The organism is Stutzerimonas stutzeri, from assembly GCF_024448695.1.
Lineage (GTDB): Bacteria > Pseudomonadota > Gammaproteobacteria > Pseudomonadales > Pseudomonadaceae > Stutzerimonas > Stutzerimonas stutzeri_T.
This window is the reverse complement of record NZ_JAMOHY010000015.1, coordinates 1-20,250: the sequence shown is the minus strand read 5'-3', so window position 1 is coordinate 20,250 and position 20,250 is coordinate 1. Positions and strand designations below refer to the sequence as shown.

At 61.2% G+C, this 20,250-nt stretch carries 21 protein-coding genes; 12 read left to right on the top strand and 9 right to left on the bottom strand.

Features of this window, described 5'->3' with window-relative positions:
• Positions 1 to 10: 10 nt before the first annotated feature.
• Positions 11 to 433, bottom strand: a complete 423-nt coding sequence (locus tag NAV32_RS12070; protein ID WP_256053049.1) for a VOC family protein — start codon at positions 431 to 433, stop codon at positions 11 to 13.
• Positions 434 to 621: 188 nt separating this feature from the next.
• On the opposite strand from NAV32_RS12070, the gene NAV32_RS12065 reads away from it, so the two are divergent.
• Both NAV32_RS12065 and NAV32_RS12060 read left to right on the top strand, forming a co-directional pair.
• Entirely contained in the window at positions 622 to 1,065 is a 444-nt protein-coding gene (locus NAV32_RS12065) for an HIT family protein (protein WP_256053048.1), read from the top strand.
• A 126-nt stretch (positions 1,066 to 1,191) separates the two neighbouring features.
• Positions 1,192 to 1,617, top strand: coding sequence for a 3-isopropylmalate dehydratase (locus tag NAV32_RS12060; protein WP_256053047.1), 426 nt, complete (start codon positions 1,192 to 1,194; stop codon positions 1,615 to 1,617).
• Positions 1,618 to 1,629: 12 nt separating this feature from the next.
• On the opposite strand, the gene NAV32_RS12055 is transcribed toward NAV32_RS12060, so the two are convergent.
• Positions 1,630 to 1,980 carry a DUF6746 family protein gene (locus NAV32_RS12055; protein ID WP_256053046.1) on the bottom strand — a complete coding sequence of 117 codons (351 nt, stop codon included), beginning with the start codon at positions 1,978 to 1,980 and terminating at the stop codon, positions 1,630 to 1,632.
• A gap of 121 nt (positions 1,981 to 2,101) precedes the next feature.
• Complete coding sequence (locus NAV32_RS12050) at positions 2,102 to 2,797, bottom strand: MOSC domain-containing protein (RefSeq protein ID WP_256053045.1); 696 nt, start codon at positions 2,795 to 2,797, stop codon at positions 2,102 to 2,104.
• 229 nt (positions 2,798 to 3,026) lie between these two features.
• Here NAV32_RS12050 and NAV32_RS12045 point away from each other — a divergent pair, with 229 nt between their 5' ends.
• From NAV32_RS12045 to NAV32_RS12035, 3 genes are read left to right on the top strand one after another with little or no spacing between them, the layout of a single operon-like run.
• A complete protein-coding gene (locus NAV32_RS12045; protein ID WP_256053044.1) occupies positions 3,027 to 3,965 on the top strand; it encodes an ABC transporter substrate-binding protein in 939 nt (312 codons plus the stop codon).
• On the top strand, positions 3,962 to 4,723 hold the full coding sequence (locus tag NAV32_RS12040; protein WP_256053043.1) for an ABC transporter permease: 762 nt from the start codon (positions 3,962 to 3,964) through the stop codon (positions 4,721 to 4,723). The genes NAV32_RS12045 and NAV32_RS12040 overlap by 4 nt, the downstream gene beginning before the upstream one ends.
• The gene (locus tag NAV32_RS12035; protein ID WP_256053042.1) at positions 4,716 to 5,375 is read left to right on the top strand and encodes an ATP-binding cassette domain-containing protein; all 660 of its coding nucleotides are present in this window, start codon (positions 4,716 to 4,718) and stop codon (positions 5,373 to 5,375) included. The genes NAV32_RS12040 and NAV32_RS12035 overlap by 8 nt, the downstream gene beginning before the upstream one ends.
• Before the next feature lie 2 nt (positions 5,376 to 5,377).
• Here the strand turns inward: NAV32_RS12035 and NAV32_RS12030 are convergent, their stop codons facing one another.
• Both NAV32_RS12030 and NAV32_RS12025 read right to left on the bottom strand, forming a co-directional pair.
• A complete protein-coding gene (locus NAV32_RS12030) occupies positions 5,378 to 6,643 on the bottom strand; it encodes a DUF445 domain-containing protein (RefSeq protein WP_256053041.1) in 1,266 nt (421 codons plus the stop codon).
• Between the two features lie 35 nt (positions 6,644 to 6,678).
• The gene (locus tag NAV32_RS12025) at positions 6,679 to 7,074 is read right to left on the bottom strand and encodes a hypothetical protein (RefSeq protein WP_256053040.1); all 396 of its coding nucleotides are present in this window, start codon (positions 7,072 to 7,074) and stop codon (positions 6,679 to 6,681) included.
• Between the two features lie 452 nt (positions 7,075 to 7,526).
• Here NAV32_RS12025 and NAV32_RS12020 point away from each other — a divergent pair, with 452 nt between their 5' ends.
• Positions 7,527 to 9,545: a methyl-accepting chemotaxis protein gene (locus NAV32_RS12020; protein WP_256053039.1), complete on the top strand. Its 2,019-nt coding sequence runs from the start codon at positions 7,527 to 7,529 to the stop codon at positions 9,543 to 9,545.
• A 129-nt stretch (positions 9,546 to 9,674) separates the two neighbouring features.
• On the opposite strand, the gene NAV32_RS12015 is transcribed toward NAV32_RS12020, so the two are convergent.
• A complete protein-coding gene (locus NAV32_RS12015; protein ID WP_256053038.1) occupies positions 9,675 to 10,202 on the bottom strand; it encodes an ankyrin repeat domain-containing protein in 528 nt (175 codons plus the stop codon).
• Positions 10,203 to 10,378: 176 nt separating this feature from the next.
• Here NAV32_RS12015 and NAV32_RS12010 point away from each other — a divergent pair, with 176 nt between their 5' ends.
• Positions 10,379 to 10,600, top strand: a complete 222-nt coding sequence (locus tag NAV32_RS12010) for a DUF3820 family protein (RefSeq protein WP_256053037.1) — start codon at positions 10,379 to 10,381, stop codon at positions 10,598 to 10,600.
• A 17-nt stretch (positions 10,601 to 10,617) separates the two neighbouring features.
• On the opposite strand, the gene NAV32_RS12005 is transcribed toward NAV32_RS12010, so the two are convergent.
• On the bottom strand, positions 10,618 to 11,127 hold the full coding sequence (locus NAV32_RS12005) for a hypothetical protein (RefSeq protein ID WP_256053036.1): 510 nt from the start codon (positions 11,125 to 11,127) through the stop codon (positions 10,618 to 10,620).
• A gap of 321 nt (positions 11,128 to 11,448) precedes the next feature.
• Between NAV32_RS12005 and NAV32_RS12000 the strand changes: the two genes are divergently transcribed.
• The 4 genes from NAV32_RS12000 (at position 11,449) to NAV32_RS11985 (ending at position 16,077) form a co-directional block, all read left to right on the top strand.
• Positions 11,449 to 12,570: a beta-ketoacyl-ACP synthase III gene (locus NAV32_RS12000; RefSeq protein WP_256053035.1), complete on the top strand. Its 1,122-nt coding sequence runs from the start codon at positions 11,449 to 11,451 to the stop codon at positions 12,568 to 12,570.
• Between the two features lie 182 nt (positions 12,571 to 12,752).
• A complete protein-coding gene (locus tag NAV32_RS11995; protein ID WP_256053034.1) occupies positions 12,753 to 13,820 on the top strand; it encodes a porin in 1,068 nt (355 codons plus the stop codon).
• A gap of 159 nt (positions 13,821 to 13,979) precedes the next feature.
• Positions 13,980 to 14,672, top strand: a complete 693-nt coding sequence (locus NAV32_RS11990; RefSeq protein ID WP_256053033.1) for a DUF2057 family protein — start codon at positions 13,980 to 13,982, stop codon at positions 14,670 to 14,672.
• A 247-nt stretch (positions 14,673 to 14,919) separates the two neighbouring features.
• On the top strand, positions 14,920 to 16,077 hold the full coding sequence (locus tag NAV32_RS11985) for a GNAT family N-acetyltransferase (RefSeq protein ID WP_256053032.1): 1,158 nt from the start codon (positions 14,920 to 14,922) through the stop codon (positions 16,075 to 16,077).
• Here the strand turns inward: NAV32_RS11985 and metR are convergent.
• Both metR and NAV32_RS11975 read right to left on the bottom strand, forming a co-directional pair.
• Positions 16,052 to 16,978, bottom strand: coding sequence for a transcriptional regulator MetR (metR, locus tag NAV32_RS11980; RefSeq protein WP_256053031.1), 927 nt, complete (start codon positions 16,976 to 16,978; stop codon positions 16,052 to 16,054). The genes NAV32_RS11985 and metR overlap by 26 nt on opposite strands.
• A 131-nt stretch (positions 16,979 to 17,109) precedes the next feature.
• Positions 17,110 to 17,700 carry an exopolysaccharide biosynthesis protein gene (locus tag NAV32_RS11975; protein ID WP_256053030.1) on the bottom strand — a complete coding sequence of 197 codons (591 nt, stop codon included), beginning with the start codon at positions 17,698 to 17,700 and terminating at the stop codon, positions 17,110 to 17,112.
• Between the two features lie 162 nt (positions 17,701 to 17,862).
• Between NAV32_RS11975 and metE the strand changes: the two genes are divergently transcribed.
• Entirely contained in the window at positions 17,863 to 20,163 is a 2,301-nt protein-coding gene (gene metE / locus NAV32_RS11970; protein ID WP_256053029.1) for a 5-methyltetrahydropteroyltriglutamate--homocysteine S-methyltransferase, read from the top strand.
• Positions 20,164 to 20,250 lie beyond the last annotated feature (87 nt).

Here is a 20,250-nt window from a genome sequence, read left to right as displayed (position 1 = left end):
ATGAAGCGTTTCAGGGCTGCTCGCAATTGACCATCCAGGACACGCCAAAGCGGTCGGTGAGCATGCCGAAGCGTTCGGCCCAGAAAGTCTTTTCCAGTGGCATCACGATCTGCCCACCCTCGGACAGTGCATTGAAAAGGCGCTCGCCCTCGGCTACGCCTTCTGGATGCAGGCTGATCGAGGAGCCCTTGATGCCTTCATAAGGTGCGCCGCCGCAGAGCTCGCCGGGCAGTGTATCCGAGGCCATCAGGCAGTAATCGGCCAGGGTCAGGCAGGCGTGCATGATGCGGTCCTGATATTCGGCGGGAAACTGCTCGGCGTCCGGTGCCTGGCTGAAGGTCATCAGCTCCAGCGTGCCGCCCAGCACCTGCTGGTAGAACGTGAAGGCTTCGCGAGCCTGGCTGTCGAAGGTGAGATAGATGGAAATCTTCATCGGGTTGTCCTCGTGCCGGTGATGTGCAGCAATTTTTTTCCGGGTGGAAAAAGGCTAGAGGAAGAATCACCGCAGGCACTGTTCACTGGTCGGATGGCGGGTGGAACATCATCGGCAATTTCGGACTCTGTCGAAATTCGTCCTAACCCTATAATGGTTCGGCCCACTGCAATCCCACGGAGCCTTCAATGAGCCTCACCACGGCCTACGACCCGCAGAACATTTTCGCCACCATCATTCGGGGCGATGCCCCGTGCTACAGGCTCTATGAGGATGACGATGTGCTCGCCTTCCTTGACCTGTTTCCGCAGTCCTCCGGCCACACCCTGGTGATTCCCAAGCGTTCGGCAGCCTGCAATCTGCTCGATGTTGACACCGAGGCCCTGTGCAAGGTGATGAAGGTGGTGCAGCGACTCACTCGCGTGATCGTTGACGAGCTGCAGCCGGATGGTGTGCAGGTGGCACAGTTCAACGGCGCTCCGGCGGGGCAGACGGTGTTTCACATCCACGTGCATATCGTCCCGCGTTATGCGGGGCAGGGCCTGGGCGTGCATGCCGCGAAGGAGGCGGACCATGCCGAGCTGGAGAAGCTGCAGCAGCGGCTGGTGCAGCGTATTGCCGCCTCGGTTTGAGCGAGGCCGGCGTTTCATGGCGAACGCCAGACAGATTCTCGCAGTCGTCGGGTTATCTGGCATTCTCGACGCTGTCATATTGCCGCGTACCGGATGCCCGGTGCGCTTAATTGCCAAGGAATCGCCATGCGTCTGATCGTAGCTCTGACCTCTCTGCTGTCACTGACAGCCTGTTCTTCCTGGCAGCCTGACCCGGAGGATATCAAGCCGATCCCCGAGGATCGGGTACTGGCCTACCAGCAGCCATTGGAAAATGCCGGTGAGGTTGTGGTGACGCGGGACTTCGGTCTTCGGGGTGGCGGCTGTTATATCGCCGTGTTGATCGACCGTGAGCTGGCAGCGCGGATTCATGTGGGCGAGGTGGTGCGCTTCCAGGTGCCGAGCGGGGCGCGGATTGTCAGCATCAGCACTGATCCACTGGATGACACCCTGTGCGGCAAGCTCAGCCTGCGCCGCGAAAAACTGGCGCAGGTGGTGGCAGGACAGACGCTGGAGTATCGCGTGATCGTCGATAACCAGATCGGTTTCGATATCGTTGCCGAAGAGCCCTGAGCAGTCTGCGTTCTACTTGATCACCGCTCTTGCGGTTTTCAGATAATCGGCCCCGTATGACTCAACATCTTCTGCATTGCGGGCTTCCGAGGCGATATGGATTTCTTCCAGCGTGTCGGCAAGCCCGTCCATTTCTTCGTTGATCATCGCCAGCGCGGCCTGGAGCGTATAGGTGAGCTCGTGGATTTCCATCATTCGCTCGGATGTCAGCTCTTGAGCAAGTGACTGGTCGAGCCGCTTGTTGTATTCGGAGAAGTGAGTGACCGCTTCGGCCAGGGTGGCGGGCGGCTCGGCTTCGGCAAAGGTATGGCTGGCGATGGTGGCGGCCAGTGCCAGGGCAGCGCTCTGGATAAGTAGTTTCACGACGGTTCCCATGCTGGAAAATGACGGGCGCGAAGGTATCACCTCCCCATCCGGACGCTGTGGCGCAGCGCACAGTCTGGGCTGCGCCATTGGTCGCAGAGAGCTTTGTGGACAATCGCGGTCAGCCCTCGGAGTCGGCCCCGTACAGGCGCTTGCTCCAGTCTTCCACGCTGTGTTGGTTCAACCGCCGTTCGACCAGTTTTTGCCAGGAGGGTACCAGCGGCAGTTCGCTCAGTTCGAGCAGGGCGGTCTGATCCAGCGTGCGCTGGTAAAGCACTTCCAGTACCCGGCTCAGCGGCCAGCGCGGGAAGGGCCGGTGTTCGAGGTTCAGCATCTGCCCGGCTTCCAGCTCGCCAGGTTCCAGCACCCGGTAGTACCAGCCGGTCATCCCGGTTTGCTGCACGCGCAGGGCCATGTCGGGGATGCCGAAGCGGTCGTTGAGTTTCCAGCAGGGCTGTCGCGTCTGGACGACTTCCAGCAGCGTTTCACCGCAACGCAGCACATCTCCCAGGCACAGATCCGCTTCGCTCAGTCCGCAGGTGCTGATGTTCTCGCCGAAAGCGCCGGGCTGTTCCAGCAGTAGCAGGGCGCCCAGCTGTTCCTGCCAGCGGCGGTAATGCTCGTAGGGATAATGATGCACGGCCTTGTAAAGGCCACCATGTACCTTGCGGTCGCCCTGCTCGTCACCCTCCAGGCCTTCGGGGCCGACCTGCACCGGGCCTTCGAGCGGCTGCTTGGCAATGGCGCTGTGGCTGCCGGGACGGGTGTAGGGTACGGCCTTGCCGGCGAGAAGCCGGTTGATTCTTGCCAGTTGCATATCGATCCGCCAGGTGACTGGGCCAGTGCCGGATTATGCCTGATCTGTGTGCGGCTGCTCTGCTGCGACCATCGCAGCAGCGAAGAAGCACCAAAGTATCATTCGTGCCGGCCCGGAGGATTCGTAACCTGCCGGCATGATGCCTTTATCGTCGTACCTCGCCCGTACCCTCGCAGATTCCCTGAACGCTTTGCTGCGCCTTTCCTATCGTGCCGCGCGGTTGCTGCTGATGGGGTCTGCCTTGTTCGTCAGCGCAGCCATCGCCGCGCCGGGCGAGAAGGGGGCTTTGCCGATCCTGACGCTGAGCGTCCTGCAGTTTGGTACTGCGCATTGGGAACTCGACCATCTCAAGCGTCACCGGCTTGACCAGGCCAACGGTTTTGAGTTGAAGGTGCGGCTGGTGGCTGACCTGCCGGCCTCGCGTCTGGCGGTTTCCAGCGGCAGCGTTGATGGCGCGGTGAGTGATCTGCTCTGGGCACAGGCGCGCTACGAGGCTGGAACGGGTTATCGCTATGTGCCGTTTTCGTCGCAGATCGGCGAAGTGCTGGTCACCGAGGGCAGTGATGTCCGTACCCTGGCCGACCTGCGCGGCAAGCGTATAGGTGTCGCCGGTGGCCCGGATGGGCTCGGCTGGCTGTTGCTGCAGCGGGCCGCCGCCGGGCAGGGAATCGACCTGGCGGACGAGGTACACGTGCAGTACGCTGCGCCACCGCTGCTGAGTCAGGCGCTGCGCCGCGGGCAGGCGGATGCGCTGCTGACCTTCTGGCAGTTTTCGGCACGGATGCGCGGCGAAGGCGGTGTGCGTACGGCATTTGCTCTGGCGGATCTGTTGCTTGAATTGGAGCTGGAGCCGAATCTGCCCGTGCTTGGCTATCTGTTTCCCGAGGCCTGGGCGGCACGCAATGAAACCTTGCTGACAGGCTTCGCGCGAGCATTGCACCAGACCAAGGCGCAACTGGCACAGGAACCCGCCCACTGGGAGGCCATCCGCCCTCTGATGCGCGCCGCCGACGACGCGGTTTTCGCCGCGTTGCGCGATAGTTTCGTCGAGGGTATCGCGCCGCCATTGAACGAAGCGCGCATCGCCCACCTGCACCAGTTGCTGAGGCTTGCCGGCGCCGCTCCGGCGAGGCTGATGCCGGCTGAACTTTTCCAGGCCGACCGGTGACTTCCACACGCTGGGCCTGCTGGATTGCGCTGCCACTGGCCGTAGTGGTGTGGGGGTTTATTGCATTGATCGCTCAGACCTCATTGCTGCCGACACCGCTGGCGGTGCTGGACGCCTTCTGGCTGGCGCTGCAAAGCGGCGAACTGACCCATCACCTGGGCGTAACCCTGCGCCGGGTGATCTTCAGCTTTGTGCTGGCGATGCTGCTGGGCACACTGATCGGCATCTGGATGGGCCGTTCTCGGCTGGCCAATGCGCTGCTGGACCCGTTACTGGTGCTGTTCCTCAACCTGCCGGCGCTGGTGACCATCATCCTGCTCTATGTCTGGTTCGGCCTGGTGGAGGCAGCGGCGGTGCTGGCGGTGGTGATCAACAAGGTGCCGAACGTCGCGGTGACCCTGCGTGAAGGCGCGCGCAGCCTCGATCCGAAGCTGGAGCAGATGGCGCGGGTGTATGGCTTCAGTCGCTGGCAACGGCTGGCAGATGTCTGGCTTGCGCAGCTGTTTCCCTATCTGATGGCCGCGACACGTGGCGGACTGGCGCTGATCTGGAAGATCGTGTTGGTGGTTGAGTTGCTGGGACGCTCGGACGGGATCGGTTTCCAGCTGCACATGGCCTTCCAGATATTCGATGTGGCGAGCATCCTGGCCTACAGCCTCGCCTTTATTGCAGTGGTGCAGCTGATTGAGCTGGTGCTTCTGCAACCGCTGGAGCGGCGTTCGTCGGCCTGGCGTGCGGCGGGCGGTTCGCATGCTTGAACTGTATGTGGATGGGCCGGTGGTGGGGCATCCGGTCATCGGCAGGGTCGTTGCGACCGTGGCCGAAGGCGACCGCATCTGTCTGCTGGGGCCTTCCGGCGCGGGCAAGACCACCTTGCTCAACGCCATTGCCGGGCTGGACAGTCGACTGAGTCCGATGATTCAGGCGCACGACGGGCTGCGTATCGGCTACCTGTTTCAGGAACATCGTTTGCTGCCCTGGCGTACGTTGCGGCAGAACCTGGCGCTGGTCGGCGCGGAGCCTGCGGATATCGAGCGACTGCTTGGCGAGGTGGGGCTTGCCGGGGCGGGTGGCCGCCTGCCGGACCAGCTTTCGCTGGGCATGGCGCGCCGAGCGGCACTGGCGCGTTGCCTGGCAGTCAAGCCGCAACTGCTGTTGCTGGACGAACCCTTCGCCTCGCTGGACCCGGACCGTGCTTGCGAACTGCGCGCACTGATCGCCCGGCTGCTCGATACTCATCCAGGCATGGCGATGATCTGCGTGACCCACGAGGCCCGAGATGCGGACGAGCTGGCCAACCGCCTGTGGTACCTGGATGGCGCGCCGGCCGTGTTGCAATGCGACCAGCCCCTGACGGGCGATGCCAGCGCTAGCCAGCTCAGTGAACGGATGCGTCTGCTCAGCACCTGAGGTCAGCCGGTGGCCAACTGGGTCAGGGCATGCAGCGCCAGCCCGACCAGCCCGCCGACCAGCGTGCCGTTGATACGAATGTATTGCAGGTCCTTGCCGACGCTCTGCTCCATCTGCTCGACCAGTTCCCGGCTTTCCCAGTTTTCCACGCGCTGTGCGATATAGGCGCCAATCTGCCCGCGGTAGCGTTCGAGCATGGCTGGCGCCGTGGCCAGCAGGCGTTCATTGATCCAGTTGCGTATGGAGGGGTCGCTCGCCAGCGCTTCGCCGAGGCCTTGCGTGAGCCTGACGATACGCCGGCCAATTCTCGATTCGGGGCTGGCCAGATCGGCCTGCAGCCACTCGGTCAGTTCTTTCCAGAGTGACTGGATATAGGTGGTAGTGGCTGGATGTTCGAGGAGCTGGGCGACGATACGCTCGACTTCCAGTCGATAGCCTGGATCGTGCCTGAGACGTTCGATATAGCCTGCCAGATGCTCGTCGAAGCGCTCGCGCAGGGGATGCAGCGGGTCGCTGGCGACTTCGGCGATCAGTGCCGAGATGCCGTCGACGAACTTGTTCGCCGACCAGCCGCCTACGGCTTTGCCCAGACCCAGATAGCGCAGGGTGCGGACCTCGGCGGTGATGGCATTGGCCACCAGGGTGCGGGTGTCCTCATCCTGCAGCAGGGCATCGAGCCGGATCAGTGCTTCATCGAGCATGGCCTGGTGTTTGCCCTGATGCGTGAGGACTTCCAGTATCTGGCCACAGAGCGGCGCCAGATCCACCTTGCGCACGCGGTCGGTCAGCCTGGCCTGAACGAAGCTGCGCACGCGCTCATCCTGCAGCGAGTCGGCGCCGAAGCGTGCCATTCCGACCAGCTGGCGTCCGACCGCTTCGGCGTTGTCCGGGTGGCGCAACCAGTTGGCCAGGCGGCCACCCAAATCCAGTGCCTGCAGCTTGCTCAGCACCAGTGGCGTGGCAAGAAAGTGCGTGGTGATGAAGGTCGACAGGCTTTGGCCGATGCGTGCCTTGCTGCGCGGGATGATTGCCGTGTGCGGAATCGGCAGGCCCAGTGGCCGGCGGAACAGGGCGGTGACGGCGAACCAGTCGGCAATGGCGCCGATCATGGCCGCCTCCGCGAAAGAGGCCAGATAGCCCCAGGCCGCATGGCGCGGCTCCATCGCGGTGGCCAGCACATAGAGCAGGGCGGCGAGCAGCAGCAGGCAGCCGGCGACCAGCTTCATGCGAGCCACCGGCGACTGCCAGCGGTGTTGCAGAGGGCTCATGCGATTCCTCTTGGTGGGGCGGGCCTGGCCGCTGCTTATTCGTCGTCCTCGTCTTCCTCGCGTAGCAGTACGTAGGTGTCATCCTCACCACGCTCGCAGACGTAATACATGGCGACGTTGCCGTCCTTGTCGGTGACGGCGGCATAGTCGTCTGCCTCGACGGTGAAGTAGCCCTTGGAGTCGGCTTCGGCTTCGCTGGCGAACAGGGCGGTGAAAAAGGCTTCCGGCGGCATGCCGTCGAAGTAGTCGGCGCGCTCCTTGGCGTCCCACTCGATCGGTGGCTCGAAGGTGCCGGTGATGACGATGCGTGCATCGCCCATGTCTTGCTCTTCGCCGTCCGGATCAGTTGCGTGTGCGCGGTAGATGGTGCAGTTCAGCGCGTCCGGGTGGGCCAGAATGGTGTCGCGCGAAAGGGAAGTGTGTGCAGACATGAAGCAACTCCGGTCACAGGTGGGAATGACGGCAGTGTGGTGGAGTCGGCCAGCCCCTGCAATCGACATGAGCGATTGGTTTCGACATTCATGGCCCGCCGCAGCGAGCACCCTCCCGCTGACAGTTTTCATCAAGGCTCATGGCGTGTACGGAAAAGGCTGCCGCTCGCTTTTTCGAGCAGCTGTTGGTGGCTGCTTCCGTTGGTCGCAGCACCATTACATGGGCCCAGCGCCTGTGTTTTCAGGGTCTTGATGGATGCTGGCGCAGTGATATCACGGTCATGGCGCATTCCTTGATTATGGTCAGGGACGCACCTGCGGTCGTGGCCGATTCTGCAAGCACGCGGAAACTCTGATGCGGGTCCACACTGAAGTGCGTGCGTGTTCCGGCCTCCTGTGCGCAATACCGAACGGCTTCGTGCGAACGTCACGAATCGTCCTGGAATACACCTATGAAAATGCTCTTTTCACCAGCCGAAGGACTGATGAATCGTCTGTCCTATCCGGTCAAATTCAGCCTGCTCGGCCTGTTGTCGCTTGTTTCCTTTGCCAGCCTGATTCTGACGCTGGCCGGGCAACTCAATGGCACCATCGAGCGCTCACAGAATGAACTGGTTGCCACGGCTTTGGCGCGTCCCCTGCTGAAGACGGTGGAGTATGTGCAGCAGCATCGCGGGCTGTCCTCGATGCTGCTCGGTGGCGACACCGAAGTTGCGGCCCGGCGACGCGAGCGCGAAGCCAACGTTGACGAAGCGTTGCGCCAATTGGAGCGTACGCTGGCGGCGGATAGGCGCGAGCTGCAGCAATGGCGGGCAATCAACAGCGCCTGGGATGCCATCAAGCGCAATGGCTTGAATGCGTCACAGGCCGAAAATGCCACCGCCCACACGGCGCTGATCGCAGAGCTGCTGCGCTTCCAGCGAACACTGTCGGACACCTATGCCCTGACGTTCGACCCGGAGGCGGAAACCTTCTATCTGATGACCACGGCGCTCAACGATCTGCCGTTTGCGCTGGAGCGCTTCGGGCGTCTGCGTGCCCGGGGCGCAGGCGCTTTGGCCCAGGGCGAGGTGGATGACGCAGGGCGCATTGCGATCATTGTTCTCGCCGAGGAGATCAAGGCCGCCATGGGCGGCATGCGTGAAAATCTCGACAAGGTAATCGCGCTACGGCCAGAACTCTCGGGCGATCTTCAACGGGCGTTCGAGTCTTTGGGGGCCAAGCACCGTGAAGTCAGCCAGGTGGTGGAGCAGATCACCTTGCATGATGATCTGCACAGTACGTCTTCAGCACAATTTTTCGAGATGACCACTGCGGCCATCAGCATTGGTTATGCGCAGATGTACGACGTGTTGTTGCCTGCCCTGGATGCGCTGCTGAATCAGCGCATCGAAGGTGCGCAACAGGTCCTGTACCTGAATATCGCTGCGCTGGTTACCGTGCTGGGGTTGATCGGCTATCTGTCGGTGGGTGCCTATCTGTCGGTGATGAACAGCATTCGCAGCTTGCGCCAGGGCAGTCAGCGGCTTGCCTCGGGCGACCTGACCGCACGCATCGATCTGGCCGCGCGCGACGAGTTGCGTTTTGTCGCCGGCAGCTTCAATGAGATGGCCGAGGCGATGCGCAGTCTGATTGGCAGCATCAAGGACAATTCCGATCACGTCGCCGATTCGGCGCGCAATCTGGTGGCTTCGTCCGGGCAGATTCATGTGGCTTCGCAATGCCAGAGCGATGCGGCATCGAGCATGGCTGCCGCAGTGGAGCAGATGACCGTCGGTATCGAGCATATCGCCCGTAATGCCAGCGAGGCGGACAGCCTGGCCAAGCACTCCGGTGATCTGTCGCGCCAAGGTGGCGACATCGTCGCCTCAGTGGTTGCCGAGATCAGCGAGATCGCTCGTTCGGTCGAGAGTTCGGCGCGAACCGTCGAAGAGCTGGGTGAGCGTTCGGGCCAGGTTTCGGCGATTGTCGGTGTGATTGGTGACATCGCCGCCCAGACCAACCTGCTGGCGCTCAATGCGGCCATTGAGGCGGCGCGGGCCGGCGAGCAGGGGCGCGGCTTTGCGGTGGTTGCCGACGAAGTACGCAAGCTGGCCGAGCGCACGGCCAATTCGACCAAGGAAATCACCGAGATGGTTGCGTCGATCCAGCATGGCACCCAGGACGCTGTGGCAGGCATGGAGCAGGGCGTGGCGCGCGTGCATGAAGGCGTTCAGCGTGCCCAGCATGCCGGTGAGGCCATGGGCGGTATTCGTGAGGCGGCCAATCAGGTGCTGGCCACGGTGGCGGAGATTTCCCATGCGTTGCGCGAGCAGAGCACGGCCTCGGCTGAAATCGCCAAGCAGGTCACCATGATTGCGCGCATGGCCGAGGAGAACGGCAGTGCAGTGGGCAGCAACCACCAGACGGCCAATCGTCTGGGTGAGCTGGCCGACACGCTGTTGAACAACGTCAGCCGCTTCAAGGCGTAGGTGGACGGTCCGTCCCACTGGCTGGCTGAGTCGTCAGGGTGCTCTTGTAGGGTGGATCACGTTTTATCGATCCACCAGGCAGTGTAATGACGGACCTAAACGCCATCGCTACTGGCGCGACATGCTTGGTCAGTCCTTGCCGAGGCTGCTCAGCAGGGCCTGGGTGTCGGTCGCGCCCATCAAGGCTGCAGCGGCCAGGGGCGTGGCGCCGTTGACGTCGGTGGCGTGCGGGTTTGCGCCCTGCTCGATCAGGTATTCGACGATCCCGGTCCGGTTGAACATCGCGGCCATCATCAGCGCGGTCTTGCCGTCGGCTGAAGCGCCTTCGACATCGGCGCCGCGCTCGACCAGCAGCTTCACCATGTCCAGATCACCCTTGAACGCTGCGCCGGCCAATGGCGTCTGGCCCTTGTTGTTGCGCAGTTGCGGATCGGCACCCCGTTCCAGCAGCAGGCGCGTGGCCTCGAAGTGGCCGTGGTAGCTGGTCAGCATCAGCAGGCTATCGCCGTTGTGGTTGCGGATATTGACAGGCAGGCCTTGGTCAATGAGATCACCCAGGCGTTCGGCATCACCGGCGCGGGCGCTGGCGAACACCTGTTCGGCGAATGCCAGGGTGGCGTCATCCAGTTCAGGTGCGGGATTGGGTTGGTCCGTCATGGCTTTCCTCGATGCTGTCGATGGTCCGGTGTCGGACGATGCGGGCATTGTGCCAAAGAGGCACCGATCTGCCCGCATGAGCCTGTCTATACGACCGATAGCGGCGCTGAATGGCCTGTGGGGACGAGTCGGTCTGTGGCAGTATTTGCGGCCTTTCTTGCAATCGGTCAGTCGTAATGAAACCCGAAGACCTGGAGCTGCTAGTGACCCGAACGATGCCTTACGGCAAGTACAAGGGACGGCTGATTGCCGATCTGCCGGGCAACTACCTCAACTGGTTCGCCAGGGTGGGCTTTCCGCCGGGGGAAATCGGCCAGTTGCTGGCGCTGATGCAGGAAATCGACCACAACGGCCTGTCGAAACTGCTCGATCCGCTCAGGCGGCGCCACAATCGGTAAAGTCGAATTTATAGACCCTACGAGCCGTTGGCCGGTGCAGCATAAATACCGACTTCCACTGCCAGCGCCATCACTCTCTCCACATCGCAGCTGTAAACCAGCACCGCCTGCAGTTCATCGTCCAGCGGTTCGCTGAAATTAACCAGCACATAGCCACCTTTCTCGGGGTAAAGCGCGCCGAGTTGGGTCTGGATGCGGTTGAGCGCCTTCAGTGGCTCGGTCTTCGCCAGTTGCTTGGGTTGCAGCACAAAGCTGACGCCCGCGCCGAACGAAGCCACGATCTGGGCGAACAGCGCCTGGTAATCGTCTGCCTGGAACAGCACGGTATCCGGCAGGCTGCCGACAATCACCCACTCGCCCAGTGGAATGGGGAACTCATCGTCGTAGTTGATATCCGGATTGGCCTGAAGAAAACCGGCGGGGTCGGTATAGGCCTGGGCGGCTTCGTCAGCGATACGGGAAATCTCTTGGTCATCCATGCAGCCCGAGCTGATGAGCGTGATCAGTTCGACGAGTGAGTCTTTCATGAAGGGTTCCAGCGGGTGAGGTGGGTACACAAGGATATCCCAGGGCCGTGCAGACGGGTGGCAGGGCCGTCAAAGGGAGCTATCTTTCAGAAGGTGGACGCATCGCTTTTCATGCTTCACGTTCAGACCAGTCGGTCACGCACAAATGTAGGGAAAGGCTTAATTCCAAGGCCGGAAATAGGCGCAACGTTACGGAATCTTTCGGCTTTTCATGCACAATAGCCAGCACCACATGCGCCGGACTTCAGGGTTTTTAGCGGATTTTCACAACGCCCGCTGGTGCACACATTTCGATCAAGCCCCCATTCGAGAGGAACGGCAGTGCATAACGTCGTCATCAGCGGTACCGGTCTTTATACCCCTGCCCACAGCATTTCCAACGACGAGCTGGTGGAGTCATTCAACGCCTGCGCGCGCCGTTTCAATGCCGAGCACGCTGCCGCCATCGAGGCGGGTGATGTCCAGCCGATGCCCGAGTCCAGTTCGGCCTTCATCGAGAAGGCGTCCGGTATCAAGAGCCGTTTTGTCACCGACAAGGCCGGCATTCTCGACCCTGAACGAATGACTCCGCGCATTCCCGAGCGCAGCAATGATGAATGGTCGATCCTTTGCGAGATGTCGGTGAAAGCCGCCGAAGAAGCGCTGGCTCGCGCAGGCAAGACCGCAGCCGATATCGACGGCGTGATCGTCGCCTGCTCCAACCTGCAGCGCGCCTATCCGGCGGTTGCCATCGAAGTGCAGGCTGCACTGGGCATCAAGGGTTTCGGCTTCGACATGAACGTGGCCTGTTCTTCGGCCACCTTTGGCATCCAGAACGCCTCCAACGCGGTGCAACTGGGTCAGGCGCGGGCAGTGCTGATGGTCAACCCGGAAATCTGTACCGGGCACATGAATTTCCGTGACCGCGACAGCCATTTCATCTTTGGTGATGCCTGCACCGCGGTAATCATCGAGCGCGCCGATCTGGCGACCTCTGCGCATCAGTGGGACATCGTCAGCACCAGGCTGGTGACCGAGTTCTCCAACAACATCCGCAACAACTTCGGCTTCCTCAACCGCACCGACGAAGAGCACATGAGCGATCCGGACAAGCTGTTCGTGCAGGAAGGCCGCAAGGTGTTCAAGGAGGTCTGTCCCATGGTGGCCGAGCTGATCGGCGAACACTTGCAGCAGAGCGGCATTGAGGTCGAGGCGGTCAAGCGCTTCTGGCTGCACCAGGCCAACCTCAACATGAACCATCTGATCGTGCGCAAGCTGCTGGGTCGCGACGCCAGCCCGGAAGAGGCGCCAGTGATCCTCGACACCTACGCCAACACCAGCTCCGCCGGCTCGGTGATCGCCTTTCACAAGCATCAGGATGACCTGCCGGCTGGCAGCATCGGCGTGCTCAGCTCCTTCGGTGCGGGATATTCCATCGGCAGCGTAATTCTGCGCAAGCGCTGATGAGTTGAATTCAGGGCGGATTTTATTTCCGCCCTGGATTTCGCGAAAAGTTCCCTAAACTTCTAATTGTCATATTGCAGACAACCTTCTGTCATATAGGGTTTCCATAATCGCCTCCGTCGAAACAGACGACGTCATGTCATTCGCAGGACGACGTTTCATAAACGAAGGAGCTTTTCCCGATGAAGAAGAAGTTGATTGCGATTGCTGTTGGTGCTGCGATGGCGGTACCTGCTGTGGCAATGGCCGATGTGTCTTTCTATGGTCGTGCGCATGTATCTGTGGATTATCTGGATGATGGCGCCGACTATTCCGAAACAAACCTGTCGAGCAACTCTTCGCGCCTGGGTTTCAAGGGTGATCACCAGATCAACCCTGATCTGAAAGCATTCTTCCAGATCGAGCAGCAGATCAATTTCACGACTGGCAGTAGCGATGGCGACAGCACCAGCTTCGCTACCCGCGACACCTTTGTCGGCCTGGGCGGCAACTTCGGTGCGGTGCAGTTGGGTCGTTTCGACAGTCCGTTCAAGGTTGCCCGTGGCCCGGCCAACCTGTTCGGTGACCAGGTCGGTGACATGCGCAACCTGACCCGCTTCGGCAATGGCCGTTTCGACGAGCGTTATGACAACACCATCCAGTACACCACGCCGACCATGGGCGGTTTCAATGCAAAACTGGCCTACTCGATGTACGAAGGCCAGTGGGCTGTCGAGGATCAGGACAGCGATGCCGTCAGCCTGTCGCTGAACTATGCTGGTGGCCCGCTGGAGGCCTCTCTGGCATACGAGACGGTCGAAGAAGATCAGGGCCGGGGCGAGCGCGACGGCATTCGTGCCGCTGCCGCCTACAAACTGACTGATGCCTTCAAGCTGGTTGGCTTCTATCAGACAGTCGACCATGACTCTCCGATTCAAGCCTCCCGCGATGCATGGTCGTCCGATGTCTATGGCCTGGGTGGCGAATTCAAGGTCGCATCCAATACGGCTCTGAAGGCCATGTGGATGACCCGCGATTCCGATGCCAACAATGCTGACGCCGATATGTGGGTAGTAGGTGTCGAGCACAAGCTGGACAAGGCTGTTCGTGTATATGCCAACTACGCGGTAATCGATAACGACGACAACTCCGCACAGGTTCCATGGGAACAGGCCCGCTCAGCCAATGTGCGTAGTAATGCAATTGCTGGCGTGAATCCAGCCGGTGAAAAGGCTTCCGGCCTCTCCGTAGGTCTGCGCTACGACTTCTGATTCCACTTCACGGAATTGGTTAAAACAAACCGGGCTGTTCCTTCAAGGACAGCCCGGTTTGTCATTTAAGTGAAACTATTCAGACTTATTATTGTTTCCCGGTTGTAATCAAACCCAATGCCGACGAAGTTCGGCGGACTTTTGCACTTAGGAGTTTTCATGCGCAGTTTGTTCGTTATTGTCATGGCCTGCCTGCTGGCAGCCTGTGCCCAGCAGCCCCACGTTCAGCTGTATTCCGGTGCGCCATTGCCGCAGAACCAGGTATTGGAACTGGTGGTGCCAAGCGAATTGGAAATCCGCAGCATCAATGGCCAGCCTCACTCGGCTGCAAACTCCATGTTCGGTGCCTCGGACAAGCGTTTGCACCTGCAGCCGGGTGCCTACCAGGTTCATGCCTTCTACAAGAACGGTTTCGATATCGATGGTGGCATCAGCCATGAACTGGTGCGCGGGCGCACGGCCATCTTCAATTTCGAAGGCAAGGCCGGTGAAACCTGGCGTCTGGAGTTCGACCGTCCGCAGAACCTGGCCGAGGCGCGGGCTTTCGAAACCGACTTCCCTGCCTGGGCGCTGAACACCCGTACCGGCGAGCGTCATGAGGCACAAGCCGGTAACCGTAATACCTCGGTGCTCAACGCGATGCTGGGTTCCAGTGAGGTCGCTCCGCAAGCCACCAGCGTTGCGCCGCTGGGTGCTGCAGGCGAGCCGGCTGCTCAGGGTGTGGCACTGCGTTCTGCACCCGCAGCGACGGCGGCTCTGCCGCACAGCGACGCCACCCTGACCACGCTGCAGCAGATGTGGAACCTGTTGACCCCGGAAAGCCGTGCAGCCTTCCTCAAGTGGGCGCAGTAGTAACCGCTTTTCGTGAGTCCGCTGGCAGAATGAATTCGGCCCTGCAGGGCAACCTGTAGGGCCTGCCAGCTGGCGGTTGGAGCGGACTTGTCCGCGAGCTTTGCTTTTCTTCGCCAGCACGGAGTTACCGCCAAAAGCTCGCGGCCAAGGCCCTCCCACAAAAACAGCTGCCTCGCGCAACCATTGGGGCATCGCTTGTAGGGCGAAGCGCTTTTTTTCCGGCTCGCAAGGGGCCAGACTGCTCGTCATGCCTATCCAGACCATTACCTGCCTCGCCGAGATTGCCCCGCAACAGTGGGATTCTTTACTGCCTGATCCCCAGCCGTTTCTGCGTCATGCCTTTCTCTCCAGCCTTGAAGACAGCCGCAGCGTGAGTGGTAGCAGCGGCTGGCACCCGCAGCATCGGTTGCTGAGTGATGCTACGGGCACGTTGCAGGCGGCCTTGCCGTTGTATTGCAAAAGCCATTCATACGGCGAATATGTCTTCGACTGGGCTTGGGCAGACGCCTGTCACCGCGCGGGTATCGAGTATTACCCCAAGCTGCTCTGTGCCGTGCCGTTCTCACCAGTGGCCGGCGACCGGCTGCTCGGCAACAGCGAATCCGCCTTACAGCTGCTGGATTTGCTCACTGCCGAACTGGCCGAGCTGGGCCAGTCGAGTCTGCACATCAACTTCACCGAGCCGGATGCCGATGCGTTATTGCGCGGCAGGGGCAACTGGCTGGAACGTATCGGCTGCCAGTTTCACTGGCATAACCGTGGTTATCGCGACTTCCAGGATTTTCTCGACGGCTTCACGTCGCGCAAGCGCAAGCAGGTGCGCAAGGAGCGCGAACAGGTGGCCGCGCAGGGAATCGGGTTTGACTGGCGCGAGGGCCATCAGCTTGACGAGTCCGAGTGGGATTTCGTCTACGCCTGCTACGCAAACACCTATCACGTGCGTGGGCGGGAACCCTACCTGACGCGCAGCTTTTTCAGCTTGCTGGCCGAACGCATGCCCGAAGCGATTCGCGTGGTGTTGGCGAAGCAGGGAGGGCGTCTGGTCGCCATGGCCTTCAGCCTGATCGACGCACAGGGGCTCTACGGTCGTTACTGGGGTTGCTTGGCAGAATTCGACCGGCTGCATTTCGAGACCTGTTTCTATCAGGGCATCGATCTGGCAATTGCCGAAAACCTGCAACGCTTCGATGCGGGCGCACAGGGTGAGCACAAGCTGATTCGTGGCTTCGAGCCGGTGATTACCCGCTCCTGGCATTACCTGGTGCATCCGGGGCTGCGCGCGGCAGTGAGCGACTTTCTCGCCCAGGAGCGCCAGGGCGTGCTGCGCTATGCCGAGGCAGCACAGGGTGCGCTGCCGTATCGGCAGTCGGTGGCGGAGGTTACTTCACCTTTGGCGCCGCGCTGACACCTTCCAGGGTGGCGAATGAGGTGTCCTTGGCGGTCAGCAGGAAGTCGCGCATGAACGGCGAGTCCAGCATGTCGGCGCGGATGCCAGCGAAAAGTGTGGCGAACAAGCCTTTCTCGCCCAGACGCCGGGCGGTGACGTACCCACGGGTGCTGTACTCATGCAGTGCCCAGTTCGGCACGCAGCAGACGCCACGCCCCGAGGCCACCAGTTGCATCATCATCACCGTCAGTTCCGAGGTGCGCACCTGTGCAGGCTCGACATCCGCCGGTTCCAGAAAGCGCGTAAAGATATCCAGCCGGTCGCGTTCCACCGGATAGGTGATCAGGGTTTCGCTGGCCAGATCCTCCGCACGCACATAGGGCCGGCTGGCCAGCGGATGCTGGTTGGCCACCGCCAGCAGCGCCTCGTAGGTGAACAGCGGGACATAGGTGATACCCGGCAGCTCCACCGGATCGGAAGTCACCACCAGATCCAGATCGCCCCTTGCCAGCGCTGGCAGTGGCGCGAAGGAAAAGCCCGAGGCCAGGTCCAGTTCCACTTCCGGCCAGGCATCACGGAACTGGTCGATGGTGGGCATCAGCCACTGGAAGCAGCTGTGGCATTCGATCGCCATGTGCAGCCGGCCAGCCGTTCCTCCGGCCAGCCGCGCCAGGTCGCGCTCGGCGCTGCGCAGTTGTGGCAGCAGGCTGTCGGACAGTTGCAGCAGGCGCAGACCGGCACTGGTGAAGCGCACGGGGCGGGTCTTGCGCACGAAAAGCTGCAGTCCCAGACGTTCTTCCAGTTCCTTGAACTGGTGCGAAAGTGCCGATTGGGTCAGATGCAGACGCTCGGCGGCTTCCACCAGACTGTCCGTTTCGCGCAAGGCATGAAGGGTCCTCAGATGACGAATTTCCAGCATGCCGGGGCTTCCTGCGCTGTGTGAGTAGGGGCGGGTGAAGGCGAAACGACTTGAGCGTGACTCATTACGAGACGGAAGTTTGTCCCAGCGTGCTCATACTGTCGAGTGGAGGCACAGCCGACCGGAGCCTGCTACAGCCACAGGCGGCTGACGAAGTAAGCCAGGCAGATGCAAAAACCGATGGCAATCAACACCATGAAACCGTCGCGCGCCATCATGCCCAGTCCGAGAATGCTCAAGGCCGCCCCGGCGATGGAGTTGCCGAAGGGAATCAGCTCCAGCGGCGGCATGGTGGCGGCGATCAGCAGGCACAGTATGGCGTTGAAATATACGCTAATGCCTTCGGTCAGAAACACCAGGCGACGTCGTAGCAGACCGTCGATAAAGCCTGCCGGGCGTTTGATAAAAGCCATCGCGCGGTCGTACTTGCTGCGCGGAGCGGTGCGCTTGAGCAGCCATTGGGGCAACCAGATATGCCGCCGACCGACCAGCAGTTGCAAGGCGATCAGCGCAATCATGACGGCGAACAGGCTCGGTAGTCCGGGAATCCCCGACAGCGGCGAGAACACCAGCAGGCCGGGCACCAGCAATAGCGCGCCGAAACTGCGCTGTCCGGTTGCCTGCAGCATGCAGTCGATGCTGACGGGCTGGTCCGCTTCTCCTGCCTGCTCCAGCAGCTCAAGCAGTGTTCCCAGATCTTTCGGTTCTTCGGGCCGATTCATTTTGTTGTCGTGACAAGGGATGACCCTTTTTTGAAAACGCAGGAGCGCAAATGTCACAACATGAATATTTCTATTCTTTAAATCAAATAAGCTGAGTTTGTTTCATTGTCGTAAGGCGTACACACTCCCGCCATCGAAATCGAGATGGATTGGAGAAATCGCATGGCTGTTGCTCACTCACTGGGCTTCCCGCGTATCGGTGCGGACCGCGAACTGAAAAAAGCCCTTGAGGCGTACTGGAAAGGCGACTTGAGCGAGGACGGCCTGCGCACTGTGGGCCGCGAACTGCGTGCCGCCCACTGGCAGCTTCAGGCCGACGCAGGCATTGAGCTGTTGCCGGTGGGTGATTTCGCCTGGTACGACCAGGTGCTGACGCATTCGCTGATGTTCGGTGTGGTGCCCGAGCGCTTTCGCCCCACTGGCGGCGAGCCGACGCTGGATACGTTGTTCGCCATGGCGCGCGGTGTGAGCAAAAGTTGTTGCGGTGCGGGCCAGGCACAGGAAATGACCAAGTGGTTCGACACCAACTACCACTATCTGGTCCCCGAGTTCAGTGCCGATCAGGCATTCAGCCTGTCCTGGACGCAGCTGTTCGAGGAAGTCGAAGAAGCCCTGGCGCTGGGGCATTCGGTCAAGCCGGTGTTGATTGGTCCGCTGACTTATCTCTGGCAGGGCAAGGCCAGGGGGGCTGCGTTCGACAAGCTGGAGCTGCTCGACAGGCTGTTGCCGGTTTACGCAGAAGTTCTCGAACGACTGGCTGCGCTGGGCGTCGAGTGGGTGCAGATCGACGAGCCCATTCTGGTGCTGGATTTGCCGCAGGACTGGAAGAATGCCTTCGAGCGGGCCTACAACCAGCTGCAGCGGGCACCGTTGAAGAAGCTGGTCGCCACCTATTTCGGTGGTCTGGAAGACAATCTGGCGCTGGCCGCTTCGCTGCCGGTGGATGGCCTGCACATTGATCTCGTACGCGCACCGGAGCAGTACCCGGTGATTCTCGACTGGCTGCCGACTTACAAAATTCTCTCCCTGGGACTGGTCAACGGGCGCAATGTCTGGCGCTGTGATCTGGACAAGGTGCTGGAGGTGGTGCGCCATGCGGCGCAGCGTCTGGGCGACCGCCTGTGGATTGCGCCATCTTGCTCGCTGCTGCATGCGCCGGTGGATCTGGTGCGTGAGGATCAGCTGGATACCGAGCTTCGGAGCTGGCTGGCCTTTGCCGTGCAAAAATGCAGCGAGGTCGCGATCCTCGCACGTGCCGTGAATGCGCCCGAGGACGTTCAGGTACAGGCGGCCCTGCAATACAGCCGTGCGGTGCAGGCCAGTCGCGCCCAGTCGCCGCGCATCCACAAGCCCGAGGTGCAGGCGCGCCTGGCGGCGATCAAGCCACGGCATGCCCAGCGTTCGTCCGGGTTTGCCGAGCGCATCGAGAAGCAACGTGCGCAGCTGAAATTGCCACCGTTTCCCACCACCACCATCGGCTCTTTTCCGCAGACCCCGGCCATTCGCCTGGCTCGTCAGGCATTCAAGCAGGGTCGCTTGGGACTGGCCGACTACACCGAAGCGATGCAGACCGAGATTCGGCATGCCGTCGCGGTGCAGGAACAGCTTGGCCTGGATGTGCTGGTACATGGCGAGGCCGAGCGCAACGACATGGTCGAATATTTCGCCGAGCAGCTGGACGGGTACGCCTTCACCCGCTTCGGCTGGGTGCAGAGTTATGGCTCGCGTTGCGTCAAACCGGCGGTGATCTACGGCGATTTGAGCCGACCGACCGCAATGACGGTGGAGTGGATCAGCTATGCCCAGCAACAGACCAAGAAGATCATGAAAGGCATGCTGACCGGGCCCGTAACGATGCTGATGTGGTCGTTCGGGCGTGAAGACATCAGCCGTGAGCAACAGGCGCGGCAGCTCGCGCTGGCGATCCGTGACGAGGTTTGCGACCTGGAGGCGGCGGGTATCAGGATCATCCAGATCGACGAAGCGGCGTTCCGCGAGGGGCTGCCGCTGCGGCGTGATCAATGGCGAAGCTATCTGGACTGGGCCGTGGAAGCGTTTCGCCTGTGTGCCAGTGGCGTGCGCGATGAAACGCAGATCCATACGCACATGTGCTACAGCGAATTCAACGACGTGATCGAGTCGATTGCGGCGATGGATGCCGATGTCATCACCATCGAGACGTCACGCTCGCAGATGGAGCTGCTGGAAGCCTTTCGCGCCTTCGAATACCCCAACGATATCGGACCAGGCGTCTACGACATCCACTCGCCGCGGGTGCCGGATACCGGCGAGATGGTACGGCTGCTGGAACAGGCCTGTGAGCGCATCCCGGCAGAGCGGCTCTGGGTCAATCCCGACTGCGGGTTGAAGACGCGCGGCTGGGTAGAAACGGAGGCGGCACTGGTGAACATGGTGGCGGCGGCGAGGCAACTGCGGACGAAGCGGCAGGCCAGGGTGGCCTGAAGGCGGATGCTATTCCGTTGTGTGCATGGGAGCACTCTGCTTTTGCGGGATTTATCCGCGAATTCGCGGCTGAAGTAGTACAGGGGG

Excerpts from the sequence above, each read along its gene's own strand:
- NAV32_RS12035 (WP_256053042.1), top strand. The coding sequence starts at position 4,716 with ATGCTTGAACTGTATGTGGATGGGCCGGTGGTGGGGCATCCGGTCATC.
- NAV32_RS12045 (WP_256053044.1), top strand. The coding sequence starts at position 3,027 with ATGGGGTCTGCCTTGTTCGTCAGCGCAGCCATCGCCGCGCCGGGCGAG.
- NAV32_RS12060 (WP_256053047.1), top strand. The coding sequence starts at position 1,192 with ATGCGTCTGATCGTAGCTCTGACCTCTCTGCTGTCACTGACAGCCTGT.
- NAV32_RS12015 (WP_256053038.1), bottom strand. The coding sequence starts at position 10,202 with ATGACGGACCAACCCAATCCCGCACCTGAACTGGATGACGCCACCCTG.
- NAV32_RS12010 (WP_256053037.1), top strand. The coding sequence starts at position 10,379 with ATGAAACCCGAAGACCTGGAGCTGCTAGTGACCCGAACGATGCCTTAC.
- NAV32_RS11995 (WP_256053034.1), top strand. The coding sequence starts at position 12,753 with ATGAAGAAGAAGTTGATTGCGATTGCTGTTGGTGCTGCGATGGCGGTA.
- NAV32_RS12025 (WP_256053040.1), bottom strand. The coding sequence starts at position 7,074 with ATGTCTGCACACACTTCCCTTTCGCGCGACACCATTCTGGCCCACCCG.
- NAV32_RS11990 (WP_256053033.1), top strand. The coding sequence starts at position 13,980 with ATGCGCAGTTTGTTCGTTATTGTCATGGCCTGCCTGCTGGCAGCCTGT.
- NAV32_RS11985 (WP_256053032.1), top strand. The coding sequence starts at position 14,920 with ATGCCTATCCAGACCATTACCTGCCTCGCCGAGATTGCCCCGCAACAG.
- metR (WP_256053031.1), bottom strand. The coding sequence starts at position 16,978 with ATGCTGGAAATTCGTCATCTGAGGACCCTTCATGCCTTGCGCGAAACG.
- NAV32_RS12065 (WP_256053048.1), top strand. The coding sequence starts at position 622 with ATGAGCCTCACCACGGCCTACGACCCGCAGAACATTTTCGCCACCATC.
- NAV32_RS12030 (WP_256053041.1), bottom strand. The coding sequence starts at position 6,643 with ATGAGCCCTCTGCAACACCGCTGGCAGTCGCCGGTGGCTCGCATGAAG.
- NAV32_RS12005 (WP_256053036.1), bottom strand. The coding sequence starts at position 11,127 with ATGAAAGACTCACTCGTCGAACTGATCACGCTCATCAGCTCGGGCTGC.
- NAV32_RS12050 (WP_256053045.1), bottom strand. The coding sequence starts at position 2,797 with ATGCAACTGGCAAGAATCAACCGGCTTCTCGCCGGCAAGGCCGTACCC.
- NAV32_RS12020 (WP_256053039.1), top strand. The coding sequence starts at position 7,527 with ATGAAAATGCTCTTTTCACCAGCCGAAGGACTGATGAATCGTCTGTCC.
- NAV32_RS12070 (WP_256053049.1), bottom strand. The coding sequence starts at position 433 with ATGAAGATTTCCATCTATCTCACCTTCGACAGCCAGGCTCGCGAAGCC.
- NAV32_RS11975 (WP_256053030.1), bottom strand. The coding sequence starts at position 17,700 with ATGAATCGGCCCGAAGAACCGAAAGATCTGGGAACACTGCTTGAGCTG.
- metE (WP_256053029.1), top strand. The coding sequence starts at position 17,863 with ATGGCTGTTGCTCACTCACTGGGCTTCCCGCGTATCGGTGCGGACCGC.